This window comes from Rhizobium sp. Leaf262 (genome assembly GCF_001422245.1).
Classification (GTDB): domain Bacteria; phylum Pseudomonadota; class Alphaproteobacteria; order Rhizobiales; family Rhizobiaceae; genus Agrobacterium.
Genome location: NZ_LMMM01000017.1, coordinates 161254 through 179765, shown reverse-complemented (window position 1 = coordinate 179765; position 18512 = coordinate 161254). Strand labels below are relative to the sequence as shown.

Here is an 18512-nt window from a genome sequence, read left to right as displayed (position 1 = left end):
CCTACACACCGTCGCTTCGTTACGGCGGGGTGCGCTACCCAATGTTGAAGTTGTCAAATTCAAACGGAATATCACCTGCTGCGGCCATCCACTCGAAGCATGTCAGATGCGCCAGGCGAGAGGTGGCGCTAAAGAGCTCGAGATGCTTGACAATAGTCATATATCCAATAATCTGGATGCATGGAATCAGATAATGCTATTGCGGCGCTTGCCGCCCTTGCCCAATCCACCCGTCTGGACACCTTCCGACTGCTGGTCCGTCACGAACCGGAGGGCGTGCCCGCCGGTGAACTCGCCCGCCTGCTCGATGTGCCACAGAACACCATGTCAGCCCACCTTGCGATCCTGTCGCGCGCCGGTCTGATCAAAGGCGAGCGCCACAGCCGCTCGATCATCTACCGCGCCGAGATCGATGCGCTGCGCGACCTGACCCTCTACCTGGTCAAGGATTGTTGCGGCGGCAGCGCCGAACTTTGTACGCCCTTGATCACCGCTCTTACCCCCTGCTGCGAACCGTCCGCTCCGGAGAACCGGCAATGACCGTCGACCGCGTTTACAACGTCCTGTTTCTGTGTACTGGCAATTCTGCCCGCTCGATCCTTGCCGAGTCCATCCTCAACGGCGAAGGAAAGGGGCGCTTCAAGGCCTATTCGGCGGGTAGCCAACCCAAGGGGCAAGTGCATCCGCTGGCCCTCGATACGCTGCGCGCCCTCGGTTACGAGTCCACCAGCTTTCGCTCAAAGACCTGGGATGAGTTCGCCGAACTCGAAGCCCCGCAGATGGATTTCATTGTCACGGTCTGCGACAACGCCGCTGGCGAAGCCTGCCCTGTGTGGCTTGGCCACCCGGTGACAGCCCACTGGGGTGTCGAGGACCCGGCCGCCGTTGAAGGCACAGAGATCGAGAAGGGCCAAGCATTCTCCAAGGCCGCGCGCTTCCTCAAAAACCGAATCTCCGCGTTTCTCAGTCTGCCACTGATGTCGATCGACAAGCTGGCGCTGGAAACCCGCCTGCGCGAGATCGGCGGGCTTGAAGGCAGCACCCGCCCGCAGGGGCAGGCCGCCTGATGTCCACATTCGAGCGTTACCTAACCGTCTGGGTCGCCCTGTGCATCGTTGTCGGAATTGGGCTCGGGCACCTGATGCCGAACGTGTTCCAGGCCATCGGTGCGGTGGAAGTCGCCAAGGTCAACCTACCGGTCGCCGTGCTGATCTGGCTGATGATCATCCCCATGCTGCTGAAGATCGACTTTGCCTCTCTGGCGCAGGTCGGTCGCTACTGGCGCGGTATCGGCGTCACCCTGTTCATCAACTGGGCGGTTAAGCCGTTCTCCATGGCGCTGCTCGGCTGGCTGTTCATTGGCTGGTTGTTCCGGCCGTACCTGCCTGAAGCGCAGATCGACAGCTATATCGCAGGCCTGATCATCCTTGCGGCGGCACCCTGCACGGCCATGGTGTTCGTCTGGTCCAACCTCACCAGGGGCGAACCGCACTTCACGCTGAGCCAGGTGGCGCTCAACGACGCGATCATGGTGGTGGCGTTTGCGCCAATCGTAGCCCTCCTGTTGGGACTTTCCGCCATCACCGTGCCGTGGGATACGCTCATTCTTTCTGTGCTGCTCTATATCGTTCTGCCCGTGATCGCGGCGCAGCTATTGCGCCGGAGCACGGATGTCGAACGCATGGCTGGTCGCCTGCAGCCGGTCTCGCTGGTCGCTTTGCTGACCACGCTCGTGCTGCTGTTCGGCTTCCAGGGTGAGCAAATCATTGCGCAACCGATGGTCATCGCGCTTCTCGCCGTACCCATCCTGATCCAGGTCTACTTCAACTCTAGCCTCGCCTACATATTGAACCGCGTGAGCGGCGAGGAGCATTGCGTGGCCGGTCCCTCGGCCCTTATCGGTGCCTCGAACTTCTTCGAACTGGCGGTGGCGGCCGCCATCAGCCTGTTCGGGTTCACCTCCGGTGCCGCGCTGGCCACTGTCGTCGGCGTCCTTGTCGAGGTGCCAGTGATGCTGTCGGTAGTGTGGATCGTCAACCGCAGCAAGGGCTGGTACGAGCGCGGCGCTGCCGTCCGGACCAACGCCGCCTCCATCAGAAAGGCCTGAGATCATGGATGTCACCATCTACCACAACCTCGCTTGCGGCACGTCGCGCAACACCTTGGAGATGATCCGTAACGCGGGCATCGAGCCGACCGTTGTCGAGTACCTGACCTCTCCGCCGGGCCGTAAACAGCTTCAAAAGATGATTGCTGACGCAGGCCTCACGGTGCGTGAAGCCATACGCGATAAGGGCACGCCCTATGCCGAGCTTGGCCTCGACAACCCGAATCTTTCCGACGACCAGTTGCTCGACGCCATGCTGAAAGACCCGATCCTGATCAACCGCCCGATCGTAGTGACACCAATAGGCACGCGGCTGTCGCGCCCTTCCGAGGTCGTCCTCGACATCCTGCCGGAGACGCACAAGGGTCCCTTCATCAAGGAAGATGGCGAGCAGGTCCTCGATGCGGAGGGTAAGCGCATTGGATGATTTGCCTGCTCTCGACCGTGACCACCTGCGCCAGCCGGACCTCGACGCGCTGCGGCCGGCATTTTCGACCCACAAGCCGCGCATCCTGATCCTTTACGGCTCGCTGCGCACGGTATCGTACAGTCGCCTGCTGGCGTTCGAGACAGGCAGGCTTCTGGAGGAACTGGGCTGTGAGGTGAAGATCTTCGATCCCACAGACCTGCCGCTGCCTGATGCCGCACCGGTTACCCACCCCAAGGTCCAAGAACTGCGCGACCTCACCCAGTGGTCGGAAGGCCAGGTGTGGATCTCGCCGGAGCGTCACGGCGCGATGACCGGCATCATGAAGGCGCAAATCGACTGGATTCCGCTGGCCGTGGGCTCGATCCGACCGACGCAGGGCAAGACGCTTGCGGTGATGCAGGTGTCCGGTGGTTCGCAGTCGTTCAACACGGTGAACCACCTGCGCGTGCTTGGTCGCTGGATGCGGATGATCACCATCCCCAACCAGTCCTCGGTTGCGAAGGCCTTCCAGGAGTTTGACGCGGACGGCCGCATGAAGCCCTCGTTCTATTACGACCGGGTCGTCGACGTCTGCGAGGAGCTGGTCAAGTTCACTTGGCTGACACGGGACGCATCCGGCTATCTCACCGATCGCTACAGCGAACGGAAGGAAGACGCCGAAAAGCTGGAGCAGCGCGTGAGCCTCAAGTCCATATGACCGCGAGATTTCCAATCGCGGCCATCCTGGCACTGGGTGTCACACAGATCGTCGGTTACGGCACCCTCTATTACAGCTTCAGCATCCTGGCACCGGACATGGGTGCAAGCCTCGGCTGGTCGCAGGAATGGGTCTTCGGCGCACTTTCAGTTGCCCTGCTGATCGGCGGCTTCACCGCGCCGTGGCTCGGCAGCCTCATTGACCGCGTCGGCGCAGGCGTGGTGATGAGCATTGGCTCCGCCGTGGCTGCCGCAGCACTGATCGCCTGTGCTTATGCGCCGGGCAAAGCAACGTATGTCGCCGCCCTGATTGGAGTCGAGGTTGCTGCCAACCTCGTCCAATACGGGGCCGCCTTTGCGCTCTTGGTCCAGCTTCAGCCGACGGTGGCCCAGCGCAGCATCACATATCTGACCCTGATCGCGGGTTTCGCCTCCACACTGTTCTGGCCCCTCACCTCGAGCCTGCACACCCACCTGTCGTGGCAGAACGTCTATCTGATTTTTGCAGGCCTCAATCTGCTTGTCTGCCTGCCGCTGCATGCCTGGCTGGCAACCGGAGTAACGCGTAGTCGCAAGCTGGCGGTATCAACGCCGCCACAGCCGCTTATCGGCACGCTTCCACCGGATCACCGTCGCTCGGGGTTCTTGCTCATGACCACGGCCTTCGCCCTGCAATACCTCGCAGGCTCGGCCGTTCTGGTGCACATGGTGCCGCTGTTGGCCGGACTGGGACTGGGTGCAAGTGCCGCCATCGTCGGCACGCTGTTCGGCCCGTCACAGGTCGCAAGCCGTCTGATCAACATGGTGTTCGGCAAGCGCCTCAATGCCCTGCATCTCGCCCTGATCTCAGCGGCGCTGATACCGGTCAGTGCGGTTATCCTCATCCTGAGTGCTCCCTCAATACCCGGTGCAATGGTGTTTGCCGTAATCTTCGGCATGGGTAATGGCTTGCTGAGCATCGTGTCGGGCACCCTGCCGCTGGCGCTGTTTGGCAGTGAAGGCTACGGTAAACTTCAGGGTAGAATGATGGCGGCCCGCCTGGTCGCTTCGGCACTAGCGCCCTTCGTGCTAGCCCTCACGATGGAGTGGTTCGGGATCCTTTTCTCGATTGGCGGGATTATTGTCTTGGCACTGCTGGCCGTTGTCACCTTCACAAGCCTGCTTCGTTTTCAACGACAAGGGTGATTGATCGTCGTGGGCGGCCCTAAGCGCGGACGTCCCATACGTCGCCCTTGGTCCAAACGCAGACATTCTTTACTGAAGCTCTTGAACGGTTTAGAACCGTGGACAACTTCAGGAGAACCGCAAAATTGCAGCGGAGCGGCGTGACACAGAGACGCGCGTGCCTGCCTCGTGTTCCGTCATTGTGCCGATATCTGTTGGACCGTGAAAGGGTTACGCTTAATTTTCTGGTCCTCTCAATGCGCACGAACTTACTTCGAAATGAATTAGTCCTGCGGGGCAAGGTCAAAAGGCGCGGCTCTGCCTTGAAGTGCGATTTCTGCCCGCGTCACCCTTGTTCGCGCATGTGAACTCAGACTGTTGTCCATCTCTCAATTGTCGTTATGTCCGCTGACCTATTCGAGCCGCTGGCCGCCATCCGCATCGAACAGATGGATGGCCGCAGCATCTGGCATCAAGGTGATGACGGAACCCGGCGACAGCGCGACACGCTCGCGAAACACGCCGATGACCTGAGTGTTGCCAAGCGTCATCGTGACCTGCGTCTCGGCGCCCATGGGCTCGACAAGCAATACCTCGGCCGGGACTCCAGCCGGATCCAGCTGGAGATGTTCGGGCCGGATGCCGAAGATTACCGGGCGGCCGACGTGGCTTTGGGCCGAATCCGGCAATGGCAGGGTAGCACCGGCCGTGGCAAAGCCATGCGAGGTTATCGTTCCTTCGAGGAAATTCATTGAAGGCGAGCCGATGAAGCCGGCAACGAAACGGTTGGCGGGGCGATCGTAGAGATCGAGCGGTGCGCCGATCTGCTCCACCCTTCCGCCGTTGAGGACGACGATGCGGTCGGCCATGGTCATCGCCTCGACCTGGTCGTGGGTCACGTAGACGGTCGTGGTCTTCAGCTTCTGGTGTAGCGACTTGATCTCGCCGCGCATGACCACGCGCAGTTTGGCGTCGAGATTCGACAGCGGCTCATCGAAGAGAAAGACCTGCGGATTGCGAACGATCGCCCTCCCCATCGCCACACGCTGGCGCTGTCCGCCGGACAGTTGGCGCGGGTAGCGGTCTAGCAGGGCTTCGAGGCCGAGAATTCCTGCCGCCCAGTTCACCCGTTCCGTTATCTCGGCCTTGCTCCCGCCGCGATGCTCCAGCGAAAAGCCCATATTGGTGGCCACCGTCATGTGCGGATAGAGCGCGTAGCTCTGGAACACCATCGCTATATCGCGATCCTTCGGATCGAGATCGTTGACGATGCGACCGCCGATATCGAGCGTGCCGCCGGTGATGGTTTCGAGCCCAGCGATCATCCGCAGCAGGGTGGACTTGCCGCAGCCGGACGGACCGACCAGCACAACGAACTCTCCGTCGTTGATGCCGAGATCGACACCATGGATGACGTTGACGGAGCCATAGCTCTTGCGGATATCGGAAAGAGTGACCTGAGCCATAATGGGATCCCGTTGTTTAGCCCTTCAGGCCGGTGTGCGCCAGTCCTTCGACGAACTGCTTCTGAGCGATAATGAAGACGATGAGGACGGGCAGCGCTGTCAGCGTGGCAGCGGCGAGCTGGATGTTCCACATCGGCCCCCCATAGGCATCGGTGTATTGCGTGAGAGCCTGCGGCAGGGTGAATTTGTCGGCACTCGACAGGAACACGATCGGTTCGAGGAATAGGTTCCACGAGTGCAGGAAGGTGAAAATCGCGACCGAGGCGAGCGCCGGCTTTGCCAGCGGCAGCGCGATCTTGCGGAAGATCTTGAAGCGGCCGAGGCCATCGACGCGGGCAGCCTCCTCCAGTTCGGCCGGCAGCGTCACGAAGAACTGCCGCATCACGAAGGTCGCGAACACGCTTGGTGCGCCGAAGATCGGCACCAGGATCAGCGGCCAATGGGTGTTGACCATGCCGGCCTTCAGGAACATTTGGAAGAGTGGCACGATTGTCACCTCCGAAGGGATCAGGAGGCCGAGCAGTACGATCATGAAGATCGTATCTGCGTAGGGAAATCTGATCCGCGCGAAGGCGTAGCCGGCCATCGACGACACGACCATCGTACCGATGGTGACGACAGCGGCGATATAGGCCGAATTCCAGTACTGCTGGACGAAAGGCTGCAGCTCAAAGACTTTCGAGTATGTCGTCCAGTCGTAGTTCTGCGGGATCAACTGCGGCGGAAAGGCAAAAATGTCGCTGATCGGCTTGATCGACGAGGTGACCATCCACCAGGTCGGAAAGACGAACGGAATAAGCAGAACGCACATCAGGCCGTATAGCGCCACCCGCAGGCGCGGCGAAAGGTCAGTTTTCATAGAACACGATCCTCTTGCGCATCTGCCACTGGGCGAGGGTCAGGACGGCGACGATGACGAAAAGCAGGATGGAGATCGTCGCGCCGTAGCCAAAATAGTGGAACTGGAAGGCCTGCTGATAGAGGTAATAGACCAGCACAGTGGTCGAGAGGCCGGGGCCGCCCTGGGTGAGCACCGCGATCTGCGCGAACACCTGCAGCGAACCGACGATGGTGATGATCGAGGTCAGGAGGATAGTCGGGCTGATCAGCGGCAGGGTAATCCGGCGGAACTGCTTGAACGCCGGCGCACCATCGATGCGGGCCGCTTCATACAGCTCCTTCGGCACGCCCTGCAGGGCTGCGAGAAACAGGATCATGTTAAGCCCGACATTCTTGAACACCTGCACAACGATGACAGAGATCATCGCGGTCACGTTCTCGCGCAGCCAGTTCGGGCCCTCGATGCCGACCATCAGCAGCATGCCGTTGATGCCACCGTTCATCTGCAGGAGGAAACTCCAGACGATAGTCCAGGCGACCAGCGACACCACGACCGGCGAGAAGAACAGCGTGCGGAAGACAGCGATGCCGGCGAGCTTCTGGTTGAGCAGGACGGCGAGCAGCAGCGCCAGCGACATGTTTAGCACGACGAGACCAACCGAGAAGATAGCCGTGGCGCCAAGCACCTCGAGCAGGTTGGTATCTTCAAGCAACATCTGGTAGTTCTGGCTGCCGGTGAAGGTGAACGTGTTGGCGAGCACGTTCCACTCATGCAGCGAATACCAGAACACCAGGCCGAGTGGCACCAGCACGAAGGTGATGATGCCGATCAGTTGCGGCGCGATGAACAGGACGCCGGCTAGGCTGTCGCGCCGCGCGATCGTCCGGAACGGCGGCGGTGCGCCGGTCTTGGACGTTTTGTGATGATGCTGCGCGACAGCCATGGCGATCTCCTCAGCGCTTCAAGAGCGGGCCGATCTGGCCGCAGATTTTCTGCAGCGTGCCGGGCACGTCCGCTTTCGGGTGCCAGACGGCGTCGAGGTTCGAGCGCACCATCTGCTGGATCTGGGCAAAGCCGCTATGACCGGGCATGACCTTGCCAGTGGCGATGCCGTTGATCACGACCTTTTCGATCTGCTCTTGGCTGAGCAGCGGATTTGTCTTCTTCAGCACCTCGGCATTCAGCAGCGACTTGCGCGCCGACGGAAAGAACTGGCTGAGTTTCGCCGAGTTTTCCGGGTTGGTCATGTAGGCAACGAACTCCGCCGCCGTCTTGGCGTTCTTGCCCGACTGCATGACGCCGATGCCGGCCTGGCCGATTAGCGCATACTCCCCGGCCGGGCCCTTCGGCAGCGGCACGAGATCCCAGGAGAACGGCTTGTCCTTGGGCAGCAACGAGGCGCGGCTGATCTGCGTGATGGTCATCGCCGCATTGCCGGCGAAGAAGTCGACGGTCTCACCGGGGCCGGGTATCGCCTTCTTCGTGAAGATGGCGTCGTGAATGACGGACAGGGCGTCCGCCATCGGCTTGTCGGCCATGCTGCAGGTCTTGCCGTCCTCGCTCCAGGGCGACGCGCCCCAGCCATTCCAGACCGACGTCAGGTACTGCCAGTTCTGGTAGTTGAAATCGCGCACGACCAAGCCGCCCTTGCCGGATTTGCCGACGGTCGAGGCCGTGGCGATGGCGTTATCCCAGGTCCATTCGCCGCTTGCGATCATCTCGGCCGGGGTCTTGGCACCGGCGGCCTTGATGACGTCGTTATTGACGAACATCGCAAATGGCGAAGTGGAGAACGGATAGGCATAGAGCGCGCCATCCTGCGTCCAGCGTTCGGTCGCACCGGCGCTGACTTCCTCGAGATTATAGCCTTTGGCCGCCTTCAGCGCGTCGGTCAGCGGATAGAGCGCTCCGGACTTGACGAAGTCGTAAGCCGAGGTCTCAAAGATCCAGGCCATGTCGGGGGCGTTGCCACCGGCAATCTGGGTAGTCAGAGCCGTCGTGTAGGTATCGAACGGCAGCGACTCGTAGGCCACCGTGACGTTCGGGTGCTCTTTCTTGAAGCCGCCGGCGATCTCGTTGAACAGCTTCAGATGTGCTTCGTTGGCACTCCAGATGGTCATCCGCAGGTTCACGGCGTCCTGAGCCTGGGAAATGCCGCCCAGTCCCAGAAGGCCGAGCGCGAAGGCAGTCGATTTTAACGTCAGGTGATAGGGCATTCCCAGTCCTCCTCCAAAGATGGGTTCGAGCTACAGATGGTAGTGTGGCTTAATAGGCCGCGACCTCGGGCCAGCGGATCTCGATCCCCTCGCGGGTCAGTGCTGCCTGGAAATCGTGAAGGTGCTTGTCGTCGGCCTGCACCTGATGAGGCGTCAGGCCCTTTTCGAGACTGAAGGCGGCGAGCATTCCTGCAACCTCGCCGATATTCCATTCGACCGGATGCAGGCGGTAGCAACCGTTAGTGATATGGGTCGTGCCGATGTTCTTGCCGGCCGGGATTAGGTTTTTCATCCGTTGCGGCAGAAGTGCGCCGAGCGGGATCTCGAACGGGCAGGACGGCACGTCGACATAGTTGTCGCCACCTGTTGAGGGGTGCAGGTCGATCCGGTACATGCCGATGCCGATGCTGTCGCGGTAACGGACCGCACCCTTTTCGCCGCGCACCGTGAATGACAGATCCTGCTCGACGATGCGGGTGACCGGCTTGATGCGCCGGCTCTCACGCACATACGGCGCCATGGCAAGGCCGTGCTTGGTGCCGGTGATGTCGCCACGCAGCCGCAGGCCACGATAACCCTGTCCGCCATCGAGGCGCGGCGCTTCCGTCTGCAGCCAGTAGAAGACCGAATAGGACAGGTCGGCGGCCGACTTCAGGTGTCGTGCCTTCTCCGCCTCGGAAACGTCGATGATGGTGCCGTCCATGTAGTCGATCATCGGCCAGTTCACGAGGCAGATGTCGGACGTGTAGAATCCGGGCGCAAAGTTCTTGCGGGCAGCGATGCGCCGGAAGATCCAGAGATTCTCGTCACCGCCACCCTTGCGCTGGTCGGCATCGACGAGAAGCGGATCATCATCGGGGTTAGGCGTGAAGGAGCGGGTCGTGTGCTCCAGCGTGCGCGGATGTGGGGCGGTTAGACCCAGCATCGGGCCACCCCAGAAATGCGGCTGATACTTTTTCCAGTAGTCGTAGTTCTCCGGCTTGTCGATCGTCCGGTCGCCATCGACATGGTCGATGGCAAAGCAGATCGACACGGCCTGGACATTGTCCGGCTGCGCTTCTGCCGGGGCACTCGGCTCGCCGGTATCAGACTGGGCCTCGAAGCCCTTGGCGTATTCGGTGCCGGTCATCGGCAGGAGATCGCCAAGTTCGGTAGCATCGAGGATGTAATCGGCAAATATCACGATCTCGTTGCCGCTATCGCGGTGGCGGACGGTGATCGAACGGACGGTATCGCCGTCAAAATCGGCTGCCACAGGCCGATAGGGTTGCAGCACCGTCAGGCGGTCAGCGCCGCGATAGGGCGCGAGCATGCTTTCCATGACGGCAAGGCTGACGCGTGGCTCGGCACAGATGCGGCTGACCCAGCCGGCACCCGGATTGAGGTCGCCCCAGGCGCGGGCACCCTCGGTCAGCGGATAGTGGTCGCGGTAGTACTGGCGCACGCCATGGCGCAGCCTGCGATAGGACCGGGTGATGCCGAACTGCTCGACCCATGTATGCTCATCGGATGGCACGGCCTGGCTGGTGAGCTGACCGCCGATCCAGTCGTATTCCTCGGTCATTATGACGCGTTTGCCGGCACGCGCAGCACCGAGTGCTGCCGCGACCCCACCAAGACCGCCACCCACGACAAGAATATCTGCTCGCATCTCTTTCACGTCATACCATCCGTTTTTTTTGTGCTGGATCTGAAGGACAGGGTCCCAGTGTCTCTCCCTCGACGGGCTCGCAGGGAAGAAGGATCTGCGTGCCGGCGCCGCCGGTTTCGATGCGGGTCACCAGCATGGCGGTCGCCTGCCGGCCCATTTCTTCGCGCGGGATCTCGTAGGAGGTGAAGCGCACCGCGCTGCGTCCGGCGCGGATGTGACTGCCGAGCACGATCATCGACAGGTCGCGAGGCACCGAAATCCCACGCTCGCGCGCAAAAATCTCGACCCGGACAGCGTCCGCCAGTTCGATGAAGAAGGCAGCCGTTGCGCCCGAGGACAGGATCGCATCGAGGATCTCGTCGGCGGGGCGATTGACGTTGGCGACATGCAACGCATGTTGCGCACCGGTGGCCGACAGCGCCACCTGGTATCCGAGCCAGCGGTCGGTAACGGATTCCGCCGGGCCCTGCGGCCCGACATAGGCCAGTTTCGAATGGCCGAGCGAGCAGGCCTTCTCGACCAGCGCGCGGGTGCCGGACGCATAGTCGCCGCCGACGTAAGGAACGGGTCCGCCAGCGTCCTCACGTCGGCCAATCGCCACGAATGGGTAATCCTCTGCCACCAGTCGGGCAAGTTCTGCGCGATCGAATTCGCGCCCGAGCACAAGGCAACCGTCCGCAATGCGCAGCCGGTTGCCTTCGGAAAAGATCTTGCGGTTGTTGCCGACGCCGGCGCTAGTCAAAAGCAGCAGGTCGTAGTTCTGCTGCTGCGCTTCTTCCTCAATGCCGAGCAGGAAGGGCGTGAAGAAATCCGCCTGGGCGCTCGGGAAGGCCGGCTCGTATGTGAAAACGCCAAGGATGCGGTTCAGGCCCTTGGCCATCCGCCGTGCAATAGGGTCTGCGACATAACCGGTGGTCCGGATGACCTTCTGGACCCGCTCGCGGGTTTCCGCCGGGATGCGGGCCACAGCCGTTGGCGCACCATTCAGGACAAGCGAAACGGTGGCCTGGCTGACGCCGGCGAGCTTCGCGATGTCGATCTGTGTCAGTCGCTTGGTTGCTGCCACGTTCTTGCTTCCATAAGCCGATAATTTGCTAATACGTATTAGCTGCTAATGCGTATTAGCAATTTTCGCACATTGTCTGTCAAGAGAAAAAATGAACGACGCGGCCAAGTTCGGCAACGACCAACCGCAGCTTGGAGTGAGAGGACGCTTTGAAGTGCGATAGAGATGCGCTGGGAAAGGCCTGCTTTGCAACGCGTCTGACGCTCCAGTCGCGGAAAGCCGCGAGAGCACGACGTTGACACGTCGAATTGCTTGGCAAGCAGACCGTCGACGGTCACTCGCAATCTTACGGAGGGCAAGTCAGTTTCGGGATTTTCGATATTCAAATAGTGGAGGTTGCCGGAAAGTTCCCTTATATAATTCCATGATTTCAGTAAGCTGGATGTTGAGTCGTCGCGAAAATTTGCATGAAATTTGGAAAAAATTGCATTCACGACCATATGTCTCTATAGTGAGTGCAGGAGCTAACCCATGACGAAGTTACAGGAATTGAAAAAGCATCTGCGGTCCGGCAAGGTCTACCGTCGGGAGGATCTCACCCAATGGTCGTCGTCTGTCGATCGGCATCTTCAGCAGCTGCTGGCAGAAGGATACCTGACCAAGCTATCGACCGGCGTCTATCACCGGCCGAAGCAGACCGCGTTCGGCAAAGCCCCCGCCGAGGATGACACGCTCGTCGAGGCTTTCCTAAAGGATGACCGTTACCTCGTCACCTCGCCCAATGCCTATAACAGCCTGGGTGTCGGCGCGACGCAGCTCTATAACAAGACCGTCGTCTATAACCATAAGCGCCACGGCAACTTCATGCTGGGCGGCCGAGAGTTCGAGTTCCGCAGAAAGCCAGCCTTCCCCAAAACCCTGACCAAAGAATTCCTGCTGGTCGACCTGGTCAACAATCTCGACCAGCTGGCCGAGGACCGCGATCAGGTGCTGGCCCGCGTGAAGGAACGTGCCCTGCAGGGCAATCGCACCGCCCTCACCCGTGCCGCCAAGGAATACGGCATGGTGCGCACGCGTAAATTCTTCAACACCCTCGCCGCCGACACGCATGCCAGCTGATTTCCTCCATAAGCACAAGGATTTTGCGTCCCTGCTGCGCATCGTCGCTGACCAGATGAAAGTGCAGCCGGTGCTGGTCGAAAAAGACTACTGGATCATGCATTGCCTGTACGGCCTGCAGCAGCTTGAGATGGCGTTCGAGCTGAAGGGAGGCACCTCGCTATCGAAAGGATACCGCATCATCAACCGCTTTTCGGAGGATATCGATATCCGTATCGAACCGCCGAAGGCAATGGAGGTAAAAACCGGCCCCAATCACGATAGGGCAGCGCATCGTGAAAGTCGCAAGGGCTTCTATGACTGGCTGGCGGAGACGATCACGATCGACGGCATCCAGAAGATTGAGCGCGATACCGAATTTGACAACGAGACGTATCGCAGCGGCGGCATCCGCCTCTACTACCCCGAGACGACCGGCACGAAATCGGATCTCAAGGACGGCGTGTTGCTCGAAGCCGGCTTTGACACGGTGGCTCCCAATATCAATAAGGATATCAGCTCCTGGGCCTATGATTACGCGGCATCGCGCGTCGAGCTGATCGATAATCGCGCACTTGCTGTTCCATGCTACGAGCCCGGCTACACGCTGGTCGAGAAGCTCCAGACCATCTCCACTAAATATCGCAAGCAGCGGGAATCCGGCCAGTTCCCCGCCAATTTTCTTCGGCATTATTACGACGTCTACTGCCTACTGGACCAGCCGGAAGTGCAAGACTTCATCGGTACGGAAGCCTATCTCGAGCACAAGGACCGACGTTTCCCAAAGGCTGACGATCAAAACATAAGCAGCAACCCCGCTTTCAGCCTTTCGGACCCCGGGACGTTCGGGCTTTACGAGCGCGCATATGAGCGGACCTCGGCTCTCTATTATCATGGCCGGCCCAGCCTGAAAGAAATCCTTGCCCGCATCACCATCTACGCGGAGCGTCTCTAACGAGTTCATGCCCCGGGTCCGCCGGCGAACGCAGTTTACAAACCAGGATCGACAACTTCGCAAATCGACTATCTTACCTCGCCTTGATGTGAATCGAACCGTCGACGACCACAAAACAACCTCTGCAAGCTTAGATCACTGATTGTTTGGCAGGATTTGACTCACTGGTGGTCCAAGTTATCGTCCGCACCCCCACTTTGCCAATCGCGCTGAACCGCGTAAAGCAGCTCAAGCTATTGGTCCGATGAATTACAATGTCGCGCCGAGATAATGATAAGAGCTGCGGCATTTACTATTCAGGCAATCAAGGCTGGAGCGTCAGCACCCCAATTCCAATAAAACCTCGTGCTTGCTAAGCGTTCGCAGCAACCCTTCAATATCCACCGGTCAAGAGAATGTTCTCTCCTGTCATGAAACTGCACGCCTGAGATGAAAGGAAGATGGCGGCCCCCACCATTTCTTCCGGCTGCCCGGCACGGCCCATCCAGTTTAGCGTACGGACGTAGTTGTCCCAGCCCTCGGGATCCTCGTCACGACGGTGGGCGTTGCGGTCGGTGTCTATGAGGCCGGGAGCGAGCGTATTGAGCAAGACATTGTCACGCGCATAATCCCGCGCCTGGCTCTGAATCAGATTATGCTGGGCAGCCTTGGTCGCGGCATAGGCGGTGACGATGCCCTTCGGTCGCAACTGATTGACCGAGCCGATAGAAACCACCCTGCCCCACTTGCGGGCCGCCATGCGCGGAAGAGCCGCTTGAAGCATATCCACGGTCGAGCCAAGATTGACCGCCAGCTGAAACGCCAGATCGTTCGGCGTCAGTTCTGACAGCACAGCGTTGATCTGTGCGCTGGCATTGATGACAAGAATATCGACCGGGGCAATTGTCTCGGCGCGCTCGATGAGATCGCGGCCGGCACCGGGCTCTGAAAGATCGCCCGCCAGTTCTTGCACTTTGCCACCGCTTGCGACGATCTGGCGCTGAACGGCTGCAGCGGCTCCAGGCTTCACGCCATGCAGAATAACACGGGCCCCTGCGCCCGCTAGCCCCTGCGCGATGGCGGCACCTATGCCGCGGCTGGAACCTGTGACGAGCGCAGTGCGGCCCGTCAGTCCAAACACACTTTCGAGACGCATGCGTTTATCCTTCAAACACAGAAATCCGCGCCCCGGCGGTTCCGGGACGGCAGGAAAACAGGCCGCCCGAGAGCGGCGCCTCGGCAAGCGTGGACGCCGGCAGGCGCGTCCGGGCGCTGGTGATGAACAGCGTCGAAAGATCCGGCCCGCCAAAGGCAATGCTGGACGGGCGCGGCACCGGCATGTCGATGACCTGGTCTAGCTTGCCGTCCGGAAGATAACGGCGCACGCACCAGCCGTCCCAGATTGCACACCAGACCCCTCCCTCCACATCCACGGCTAGGCCATCAGGCCGACCGTCAGCGACGGGAATGCGTGCGAACTCGCGCCGATTGGACAGCGTTCCATTGACAGTGTTGCAATCATAGGCGTGGATGAGACCAGGAACCGTGTCAACGAAGTAGAATGTTTTCCCATCGGGGCTCCAGCCGAGTCCATTGGAAACGATGATGCCACCCTCCTTGCGCTCGAAAGCGCCATTGGCATTGATCCGATAAAGCGCGCCTGTTGGCTTGGATGCATCAATTCTCATCGATCCAACCCATATCGCCCCGTCGGGCCCACATTTGGCATCGTTAAGGCGATTATCGGCGATGCCTGCCTCCGGGCTCACAAAGGGGGTGAGGCGTCCGGACGAAAAATCAAGCCATTCGATCCCATCCTGAGACGCGACGAGCAGACGTCCACCGCGAACCGGAATGACCGCACTGACCAACTTGCCGGTCTCGCAGGTCTCGTTACGCCCTGTCGCCGGATCAAAGCGATGAACGGCGGGGTGAAGGATGTCCACCCAGTAGAGAGCGTTCTCGCCGTCATGCCACACGGGGCTCTCGCCGAGCTGTGCACCCCATGGAAGGATACACGTCAAATCGGCGCTTGGTCGGCCCGTTGCCGATCGCGGCCTTGGTCTGGAGCTGATAGCGACGGCCCCGGCGGCACCAGTGATGCGACGCGCGGCGGCAATCAGTTCACGTCCGGCAGGATGAATGATGGAGGTATCAAGCCGTGATGAGGGTCCAAGCGCGACCAGCACGCCCATCGGCGTATTATCACGGCCTATTACAGGGGCCGCAACCGAATTCACGCCCGGCAGATGCTCCTCATAAGATATCGAATAACCACGCGCTCGCGTCAATGTAAGGTCAGCCTGGAGCGCATCGAGCGTCGTGATGGTTTTGGCTGTCTGCGGGTCGAGCGGCAGGCGATCCAGCAGGGCCCGACCGACGGCCGGGTCCTGAAAGGCGAGCAGCGCCTTGCCAGGTGCCGTGCAATGCAGGGGGACGCGGCGCCCTACCTCGACGCGCACGGAAAGACCATTCGGCGAACGCTCGGCCAGATATTGCGTCATCGTGCCGTCAAGCCGACACAGCGCAACTGTCTCGCCCAGCTCGGCCGCCAGCCGCTCGAGCTCCGGGGTCGCCGCCGAGAGGAGATCAAAACTCTCCCAGACCTTGTGGGACATTTCCAGAAAACGCTGGCCAAGAACATAAGTGCCACGGGCCGCATCCTGCCGGACAAGGCCGTAGGCGATAAGGGTGCGCAGGATGCGTGCAAAGGTCGGCTTCGGCAGTCCGGAAGCGCGCAATAACTCAGCAAAACGTGGCGGTTCGGGCGCATCGGCAACCATGTCGAGCAGGGTTAGCCCCTTGGCCAGCGCCGCCGTGCCGCCAGGCGTCTCAGGCTTCATCGCCTCTGCTCCTTCGCGCACCGCCCCCGCCTTGCGGCCGCCGCGTCGTTCAGCATCCGGTCCATCGTCCATTCTGCTTCAAACCCCAATTTGTTTCTGATCCGCTCGTTGGACGTATGGTAATAAACGCCATCGCCGGGAAAATCGACCGTGACGATGGGAAGGCCGGTCAGCGCTGCAATCTTCGGCAGAAGTGCGGCGAAATCGACTGGTTCGTCGGCACCTAGATTGAAGGTACCTCCAGCCGCCTCGGGGTGATCGAGAGCGAGCAGAATGCCTGCCACCATGTCGCGCGTATCGGTGATGTGCATACGGAACGGTCGGCCGTTTTCATTGCGCGCCAGAATGTGCGAGGGCTCATCAATGTCTTTGGACTGAAGCAGTTCGGCGATAGCCGTGTTTCCGAAATTCTGCTGCTGGCGAATGCGCGGCCGTAGGAAAAAGCGAGGACCGGAAAAGAAACTGTCTTCATCCAGAAGTTCCGCCGCATCCTGCGTATGTGAGAACCTCAGGATCACCGTTTCCATGGAGCTAGTCCGTTGATAAAATCCTACCAGCTCTTCGCCCAGCAGCTTCGTCAAACCATAGGGCGAATTGGGACGAAGCGGATGGTCTTCGGTGACCGGCAGGAACTCCGGGCGGTTTTCAGGATACACTTCACCAGAAGATGCAAAGACGAACCGGCGAACTCCAGCCGCCGAGGCCGCGTCCAAAAGCCGACGCGTGCCCTCGACATTGGCAGCGAACATGCGGTCGCGATCAGCGGGTACCCAGGACATGAAGGCTCCCAGATGCAGGACCGCACTCACGCCGACCATGGCTTTGGAAATGGCCTGGGCATCCTCCAGCGACCCGACAGTTTCCTCGCCACCGGTTCCTGACGGCTTCAGATCGAGGCCACGAACGGTGCGGCCACCAGCGCGCAACGCGGCAACCACGGCGCGGCCGACACGGCCTGCCGATCCGGTGACCAGGATCATAGCCGTGCTCCGGTCTTTGCATCAAAGAGATAGAGCTGAGCTGGATCGAAACCGAGCCGCAGCGCCTCATCGCCAGCAAGGCTGCCGGTATGGGAGACGCGGGCGATCAGCCCCTTGGACTTGCCCTCTTCGCCATCGGCCACCCTTGCGCCGCCATCATCGAAATAGACGTATTTCTCCGATCCCAGACTTTCCACCAGCGTCGGACGGACGTTGAACATCACGGGCGCATCGCCCAGCGTCAGATGCTCCGGTCGCAGGCCGACAACGAAATTTCCTTCATGGGCTCGGGCTTTAGGCATCGTTACCGTTTGGCCAAACAGTGTCAGCGCACCGTTGCGCAGTTCCGCATTGAGGAAATTCATGCCCGGCGAGCCGATGAAACCAGCAACGAAAAGATTGGCCGGATTATTGAAGAGCTCGTCCGGTGCAGCGATTTGCTGGATGACGCCACCCTGCATGATAACCACCCGGTCCGCCATGGTCATGGCTTCCACCTGGTCATGCGTTACATAAACGGTGGTGACACCGATACGTTTGTGCAGGGCGCCGATTTCGGCGCGCATATGGACACGCAGCTTGGCGTCGAGGTTGGAAAGCGGCTCATCCATCAGGAAGGCCTGCGGCTGGCGCACGATGGCGCGGCCCAGCGCGACGCGCTGCCGCTGGCCGCCCGACAGATCCTTGGGCTTGCGGTCGAGATAGGGTGTCACTTCTAGGATGCGCGCCGCATCGTTGACCCGGCGGTCGAGCTCGGCCTTGTCGGTGCCGCGCATCTTTAGGCCGAAGCCGATATTCTGGCGAACGGTCAGGTGCGGATAAAGCGCATAGTTCTGGAAGACCATGGCGATGTCGCGGTCACCCGGTGCCAGATCCGTGACCTCATTGTCGCCGATGAATATCTGCCCGTCGCTTGCCGGTTCGAGACCGGCAAGGATTTTCAACATCGTCGACTTGCCGCAGCCGGAAGGCCCGACCAGAACCACGAACTCGCCGTTCTCGATCTCAAGCGAAAAGGGCCTGAGTACATTGAGCGCGCCATAAGATTTGCTGACATTGCGAATGGATATATTGGCCATG

General features: G+C 60.4%; 18 protein-coding genes. 8 read left to right on the top strand and 10 right to left on the bottom strand.

The window, feature by feature from the left end; genetic code table 11:
- The first annotated feature begins 180 nt into the window (after positions 1 to 180).
- Genes ASF29_RS17150 through arsK form a run of 6 tightly spaced genes read left to right on the top strand, consistent with a single transcriptional unit; the run spans position 181 to position 4418 of the window.
- The gene (locus ASF29_RS17150; protein ID WP_062451875.1) at positions 181 to 540 is read left to right on the top strand and encodes a metalloregulator ArsR/SmtB family transcription factor; all 360 of its coding nucleotides are present in this window, start codon (positions 181 to 183) and stop codon (positions 538 to 540) included.
- Positions 537 to 1067 (top strand): arsenate reductase ArsC, encoded by a 531-nt coding sequence (locus tag ASF29_RS17145; RefSeq protein ID WP_062451874.1) that lies wholly within the window; start codon positions 537 to 539, stop codon positions 1065 to 1067. The genes ASF29_RS17150 and ASF29_RS17145 overlap by 4 nt, the downstream gene beginning before the upstream one ends.
- On the top strand, positions 1067 to 2107 hold the full coding sequence (gene arsB, locus ASF29_RS17140) for an ACR3 family arsenite efflux transporter (protein ID WP_062451873.1): 1041 nt from the start codon (positions 1067 to 1069) through the stop codon (positions 2105 to 2107). Before ASF29_RS17145 ends, arsB begins: the two co-directional genes overlap by 1 nt.
- Positions 2108 to 2111: 4 nt before the next feature.
- Entirely contained in the window at positions 2112 to 2534 is a 423-nt protein-coding gene (arsC, locus tag ASF29_RS17135) for an arsenate reductase (glutaredoxin) (protein ID WP_062451872.1), read from the top strand.
- Positions 2509 to 3234, top strand: coding sequence for an arsenical resistance protein ArsH (gene arsH / locus ASF29_RS17130; protein ID WP_062451871.1), 726 nt, complete (start codon positions 2509 to 2511; stop codon positions 3232 to 3234). The genes arsC and arsH overlap by 26 nt, the downstream gene beginning before the upstream one ends.
- Positions 3231 to 4418, top strand: coding sequence for an arsenite efflux MFS transporter ArsK (gene arsK, locus ASF29_RS17125; RefSeq protein WP_062451870.1), 1188 nt, complete (start codon positions 3231 to 3233; stop codon positions 4416 to 4418). The genes arsH and arsK overlap by 4 nt, the downstream gene beginning before the upstream one ends.
- 392 nt (positions 4419 to 4810) lie before the next feature.
- On the opposite strand, the gene ugpC (ASF29_RS17120) is transcribed toward arsK, so the two are convergent.
- From ugpC (ASF29_RS17120) to ASF29_RS17095, 6 genes are read right to left on the bottom strand one after another with little or no spacing between them, the layout of a single operon-like run.
- Positions 4811 to 5863 carry a sn-glycerol-3-phosphate ABC transporter ATP-binding protein UgpC gene (ugpC, locus tag ASF29_RS17120; protein WP_062451869.1) on the bottom strand — a complete coding sequence of 351 codons (1053 nt, stop codon included), beginning with the start codon at positions 5861 to 5863 and terminating at the stop codon, positions 4811 to 4813.
- 16 nt (positions 5864 to 5879) lie between these two features.
- Positions 5880 to 6722, bottom strand: a complete 843-nt coding sequence (locus ASF29_RS17115) for a carbohydrate ABC transporter permease (RefSeq protein ID WP_062451868.1) — start codon at positions 6720 to 6722, stop codon at positions 5880 to 5882.
- On the bottom strand, positions 6712 to 7647 hold the full coding sequence (locus tag ASF29_RS17110) for a sugar ABC transporter permease (RefSeq protein WP_062451867.1): 936 nt from the start codon (positions 7645 to 7647) through the stop codon (positions 6712 to 6714). The genes ASF29_RS17115 and ASF29_RS17110 overlap by 11 nt, the downstream gene beginning before the upstream one ends.
- Positions 7648 to 7657: 10 nt before the next feature.
- Positions 7658 to 8920, bottom strand: coding sequence for a sugar ABC transporter substrate-binding protein (locus ASF29_RS17105; protein WP_062451866.1), 1263 nt, complete (start codon positions 8918 to 8920; stop codon positions 7658 to 7660).
- A 49-nt stretch (positions 8921 to 8969) separates the two neighbouring features.
- Positions 8970 to 10571 carry an FAD-dependent oxidoreductase gene (locus tag ASF29_RS17100; protein ID WP_062451865.1) on the bottom strand — a complete coding sequence of 534 codons (1602 nt, stop codon included), beginning with the start codon at positions 10569 to 10571 and terminating at the stop codon, positions 8970 to 8972.
- Between the two features lie 10 nt (positions 10572 to 10581).
- Complete coding sequence (locus ASF29_RS17095; RefSeq protein ID WP_062451864.1) at positions 10582 to 11637, bottom strand: LacI family DNA-binding transcriptional regulator; 1056 nt, start codon at positions 11635 to 11637, stop codon at positions 10582 to 10584.
- 471 nt (positions 11638 to 12108) lie between these two features.
- On the opposite strand from ASF29_RS17095, the gene ASF29_RS17090 reads away from it, so the two are divergent.
- Positions 12109 to 12696 (top strand): DUF6088 family protein, encoded by a 588-nt coding sequence (locus tag ASF29_RS17090; protein ID WP_062451863.1) that lies wholly within the window; start codon positions 12109 to 12111, stop codon positions 12694 to 12696.
- Complete coding sequence (locus ASF29_RS17085) at positions 12686 to 13630, top strand: nucleotidyl transferase AbiEii/AbiGii toxin family protein (protein ID WP_062451862.1); 945 nt, start codon at positions 12686 to 12688, stop codon at positions 13628 to 13630. The genes ASF29_RS17090 and ASF29_RS17085 overlap by 11 nt, the downstream gene beginning before the upstream one ends.
- A 373-nt stretch (positions 13631 to 14003) precedes the next feature.
- On the opposite strand, the gene ASF29_RS17080 is transcribed toward ASF29_RS17085, so the two are convergent.
- The 4 genes from ASF29_RS17080 to ugpC (ASF29_RS17065) are packed head-to-tail and all read right to left on the bottom strand — an operon-like array spanning position 14004 to position 18511.
- Positions 14004 to 14765, bottom strand: coding sequence for an SDR family oxidoreductase (locus ASF29_RS17080; protein ID WP_062451861.1), 762 nt, complete (start codon positions 14763 to 14765; stop codon positions 14004 to 14006).
- 4 nt (positions 14766 to 14769) lie between these two features.
- Positions 14770 to 16452, bottom strand: coding sequence for an SMP-30/gluconolactonase/LRE family protein (locus ASF29_RS17075; RefSeq protein ID WP_062451860.1), 1683 nt, complete (start codon positions 16450 to 16452; stop codon positions 14770 to 14772).
- On the bottom strand, positions 16449 to 17432 hold the full coding sequence (locus tag ASF29_RS17070) for an NAD(P)-dependent oxidoreductase (protein WP_062451859.1): 984 nt from the start codon (positions 17430 to 17432) through the stop codon (positions 16449 to 16451). The genes ASF29_RS17075 and ASF29_RS17070 overlap by 4 nt, the downstream gene beginning before the upstream one ends.
- The gene (gene ugpC, locus ASF29_RS17065) at positions 17429 to 18511 is read right to left on the bottom strand and encodes a sn-glycerol-3-phosphate ABC transporter ATP-binding protein UgpC (protein ID WP_062451858.1); all 1083 of its coding nucleotides are present in this window, start codon (positions 18509 to 18511) and stop codon (positions 17429 to 17431) included. The genes ASF29_RS17070 and ugpC (ASF29_RS17065) overlap by 4 nt, the downstream gene beginning before the upstream one ends.
- Between the last annotated feature and the right edge of the window lies 1 nt (position 18512).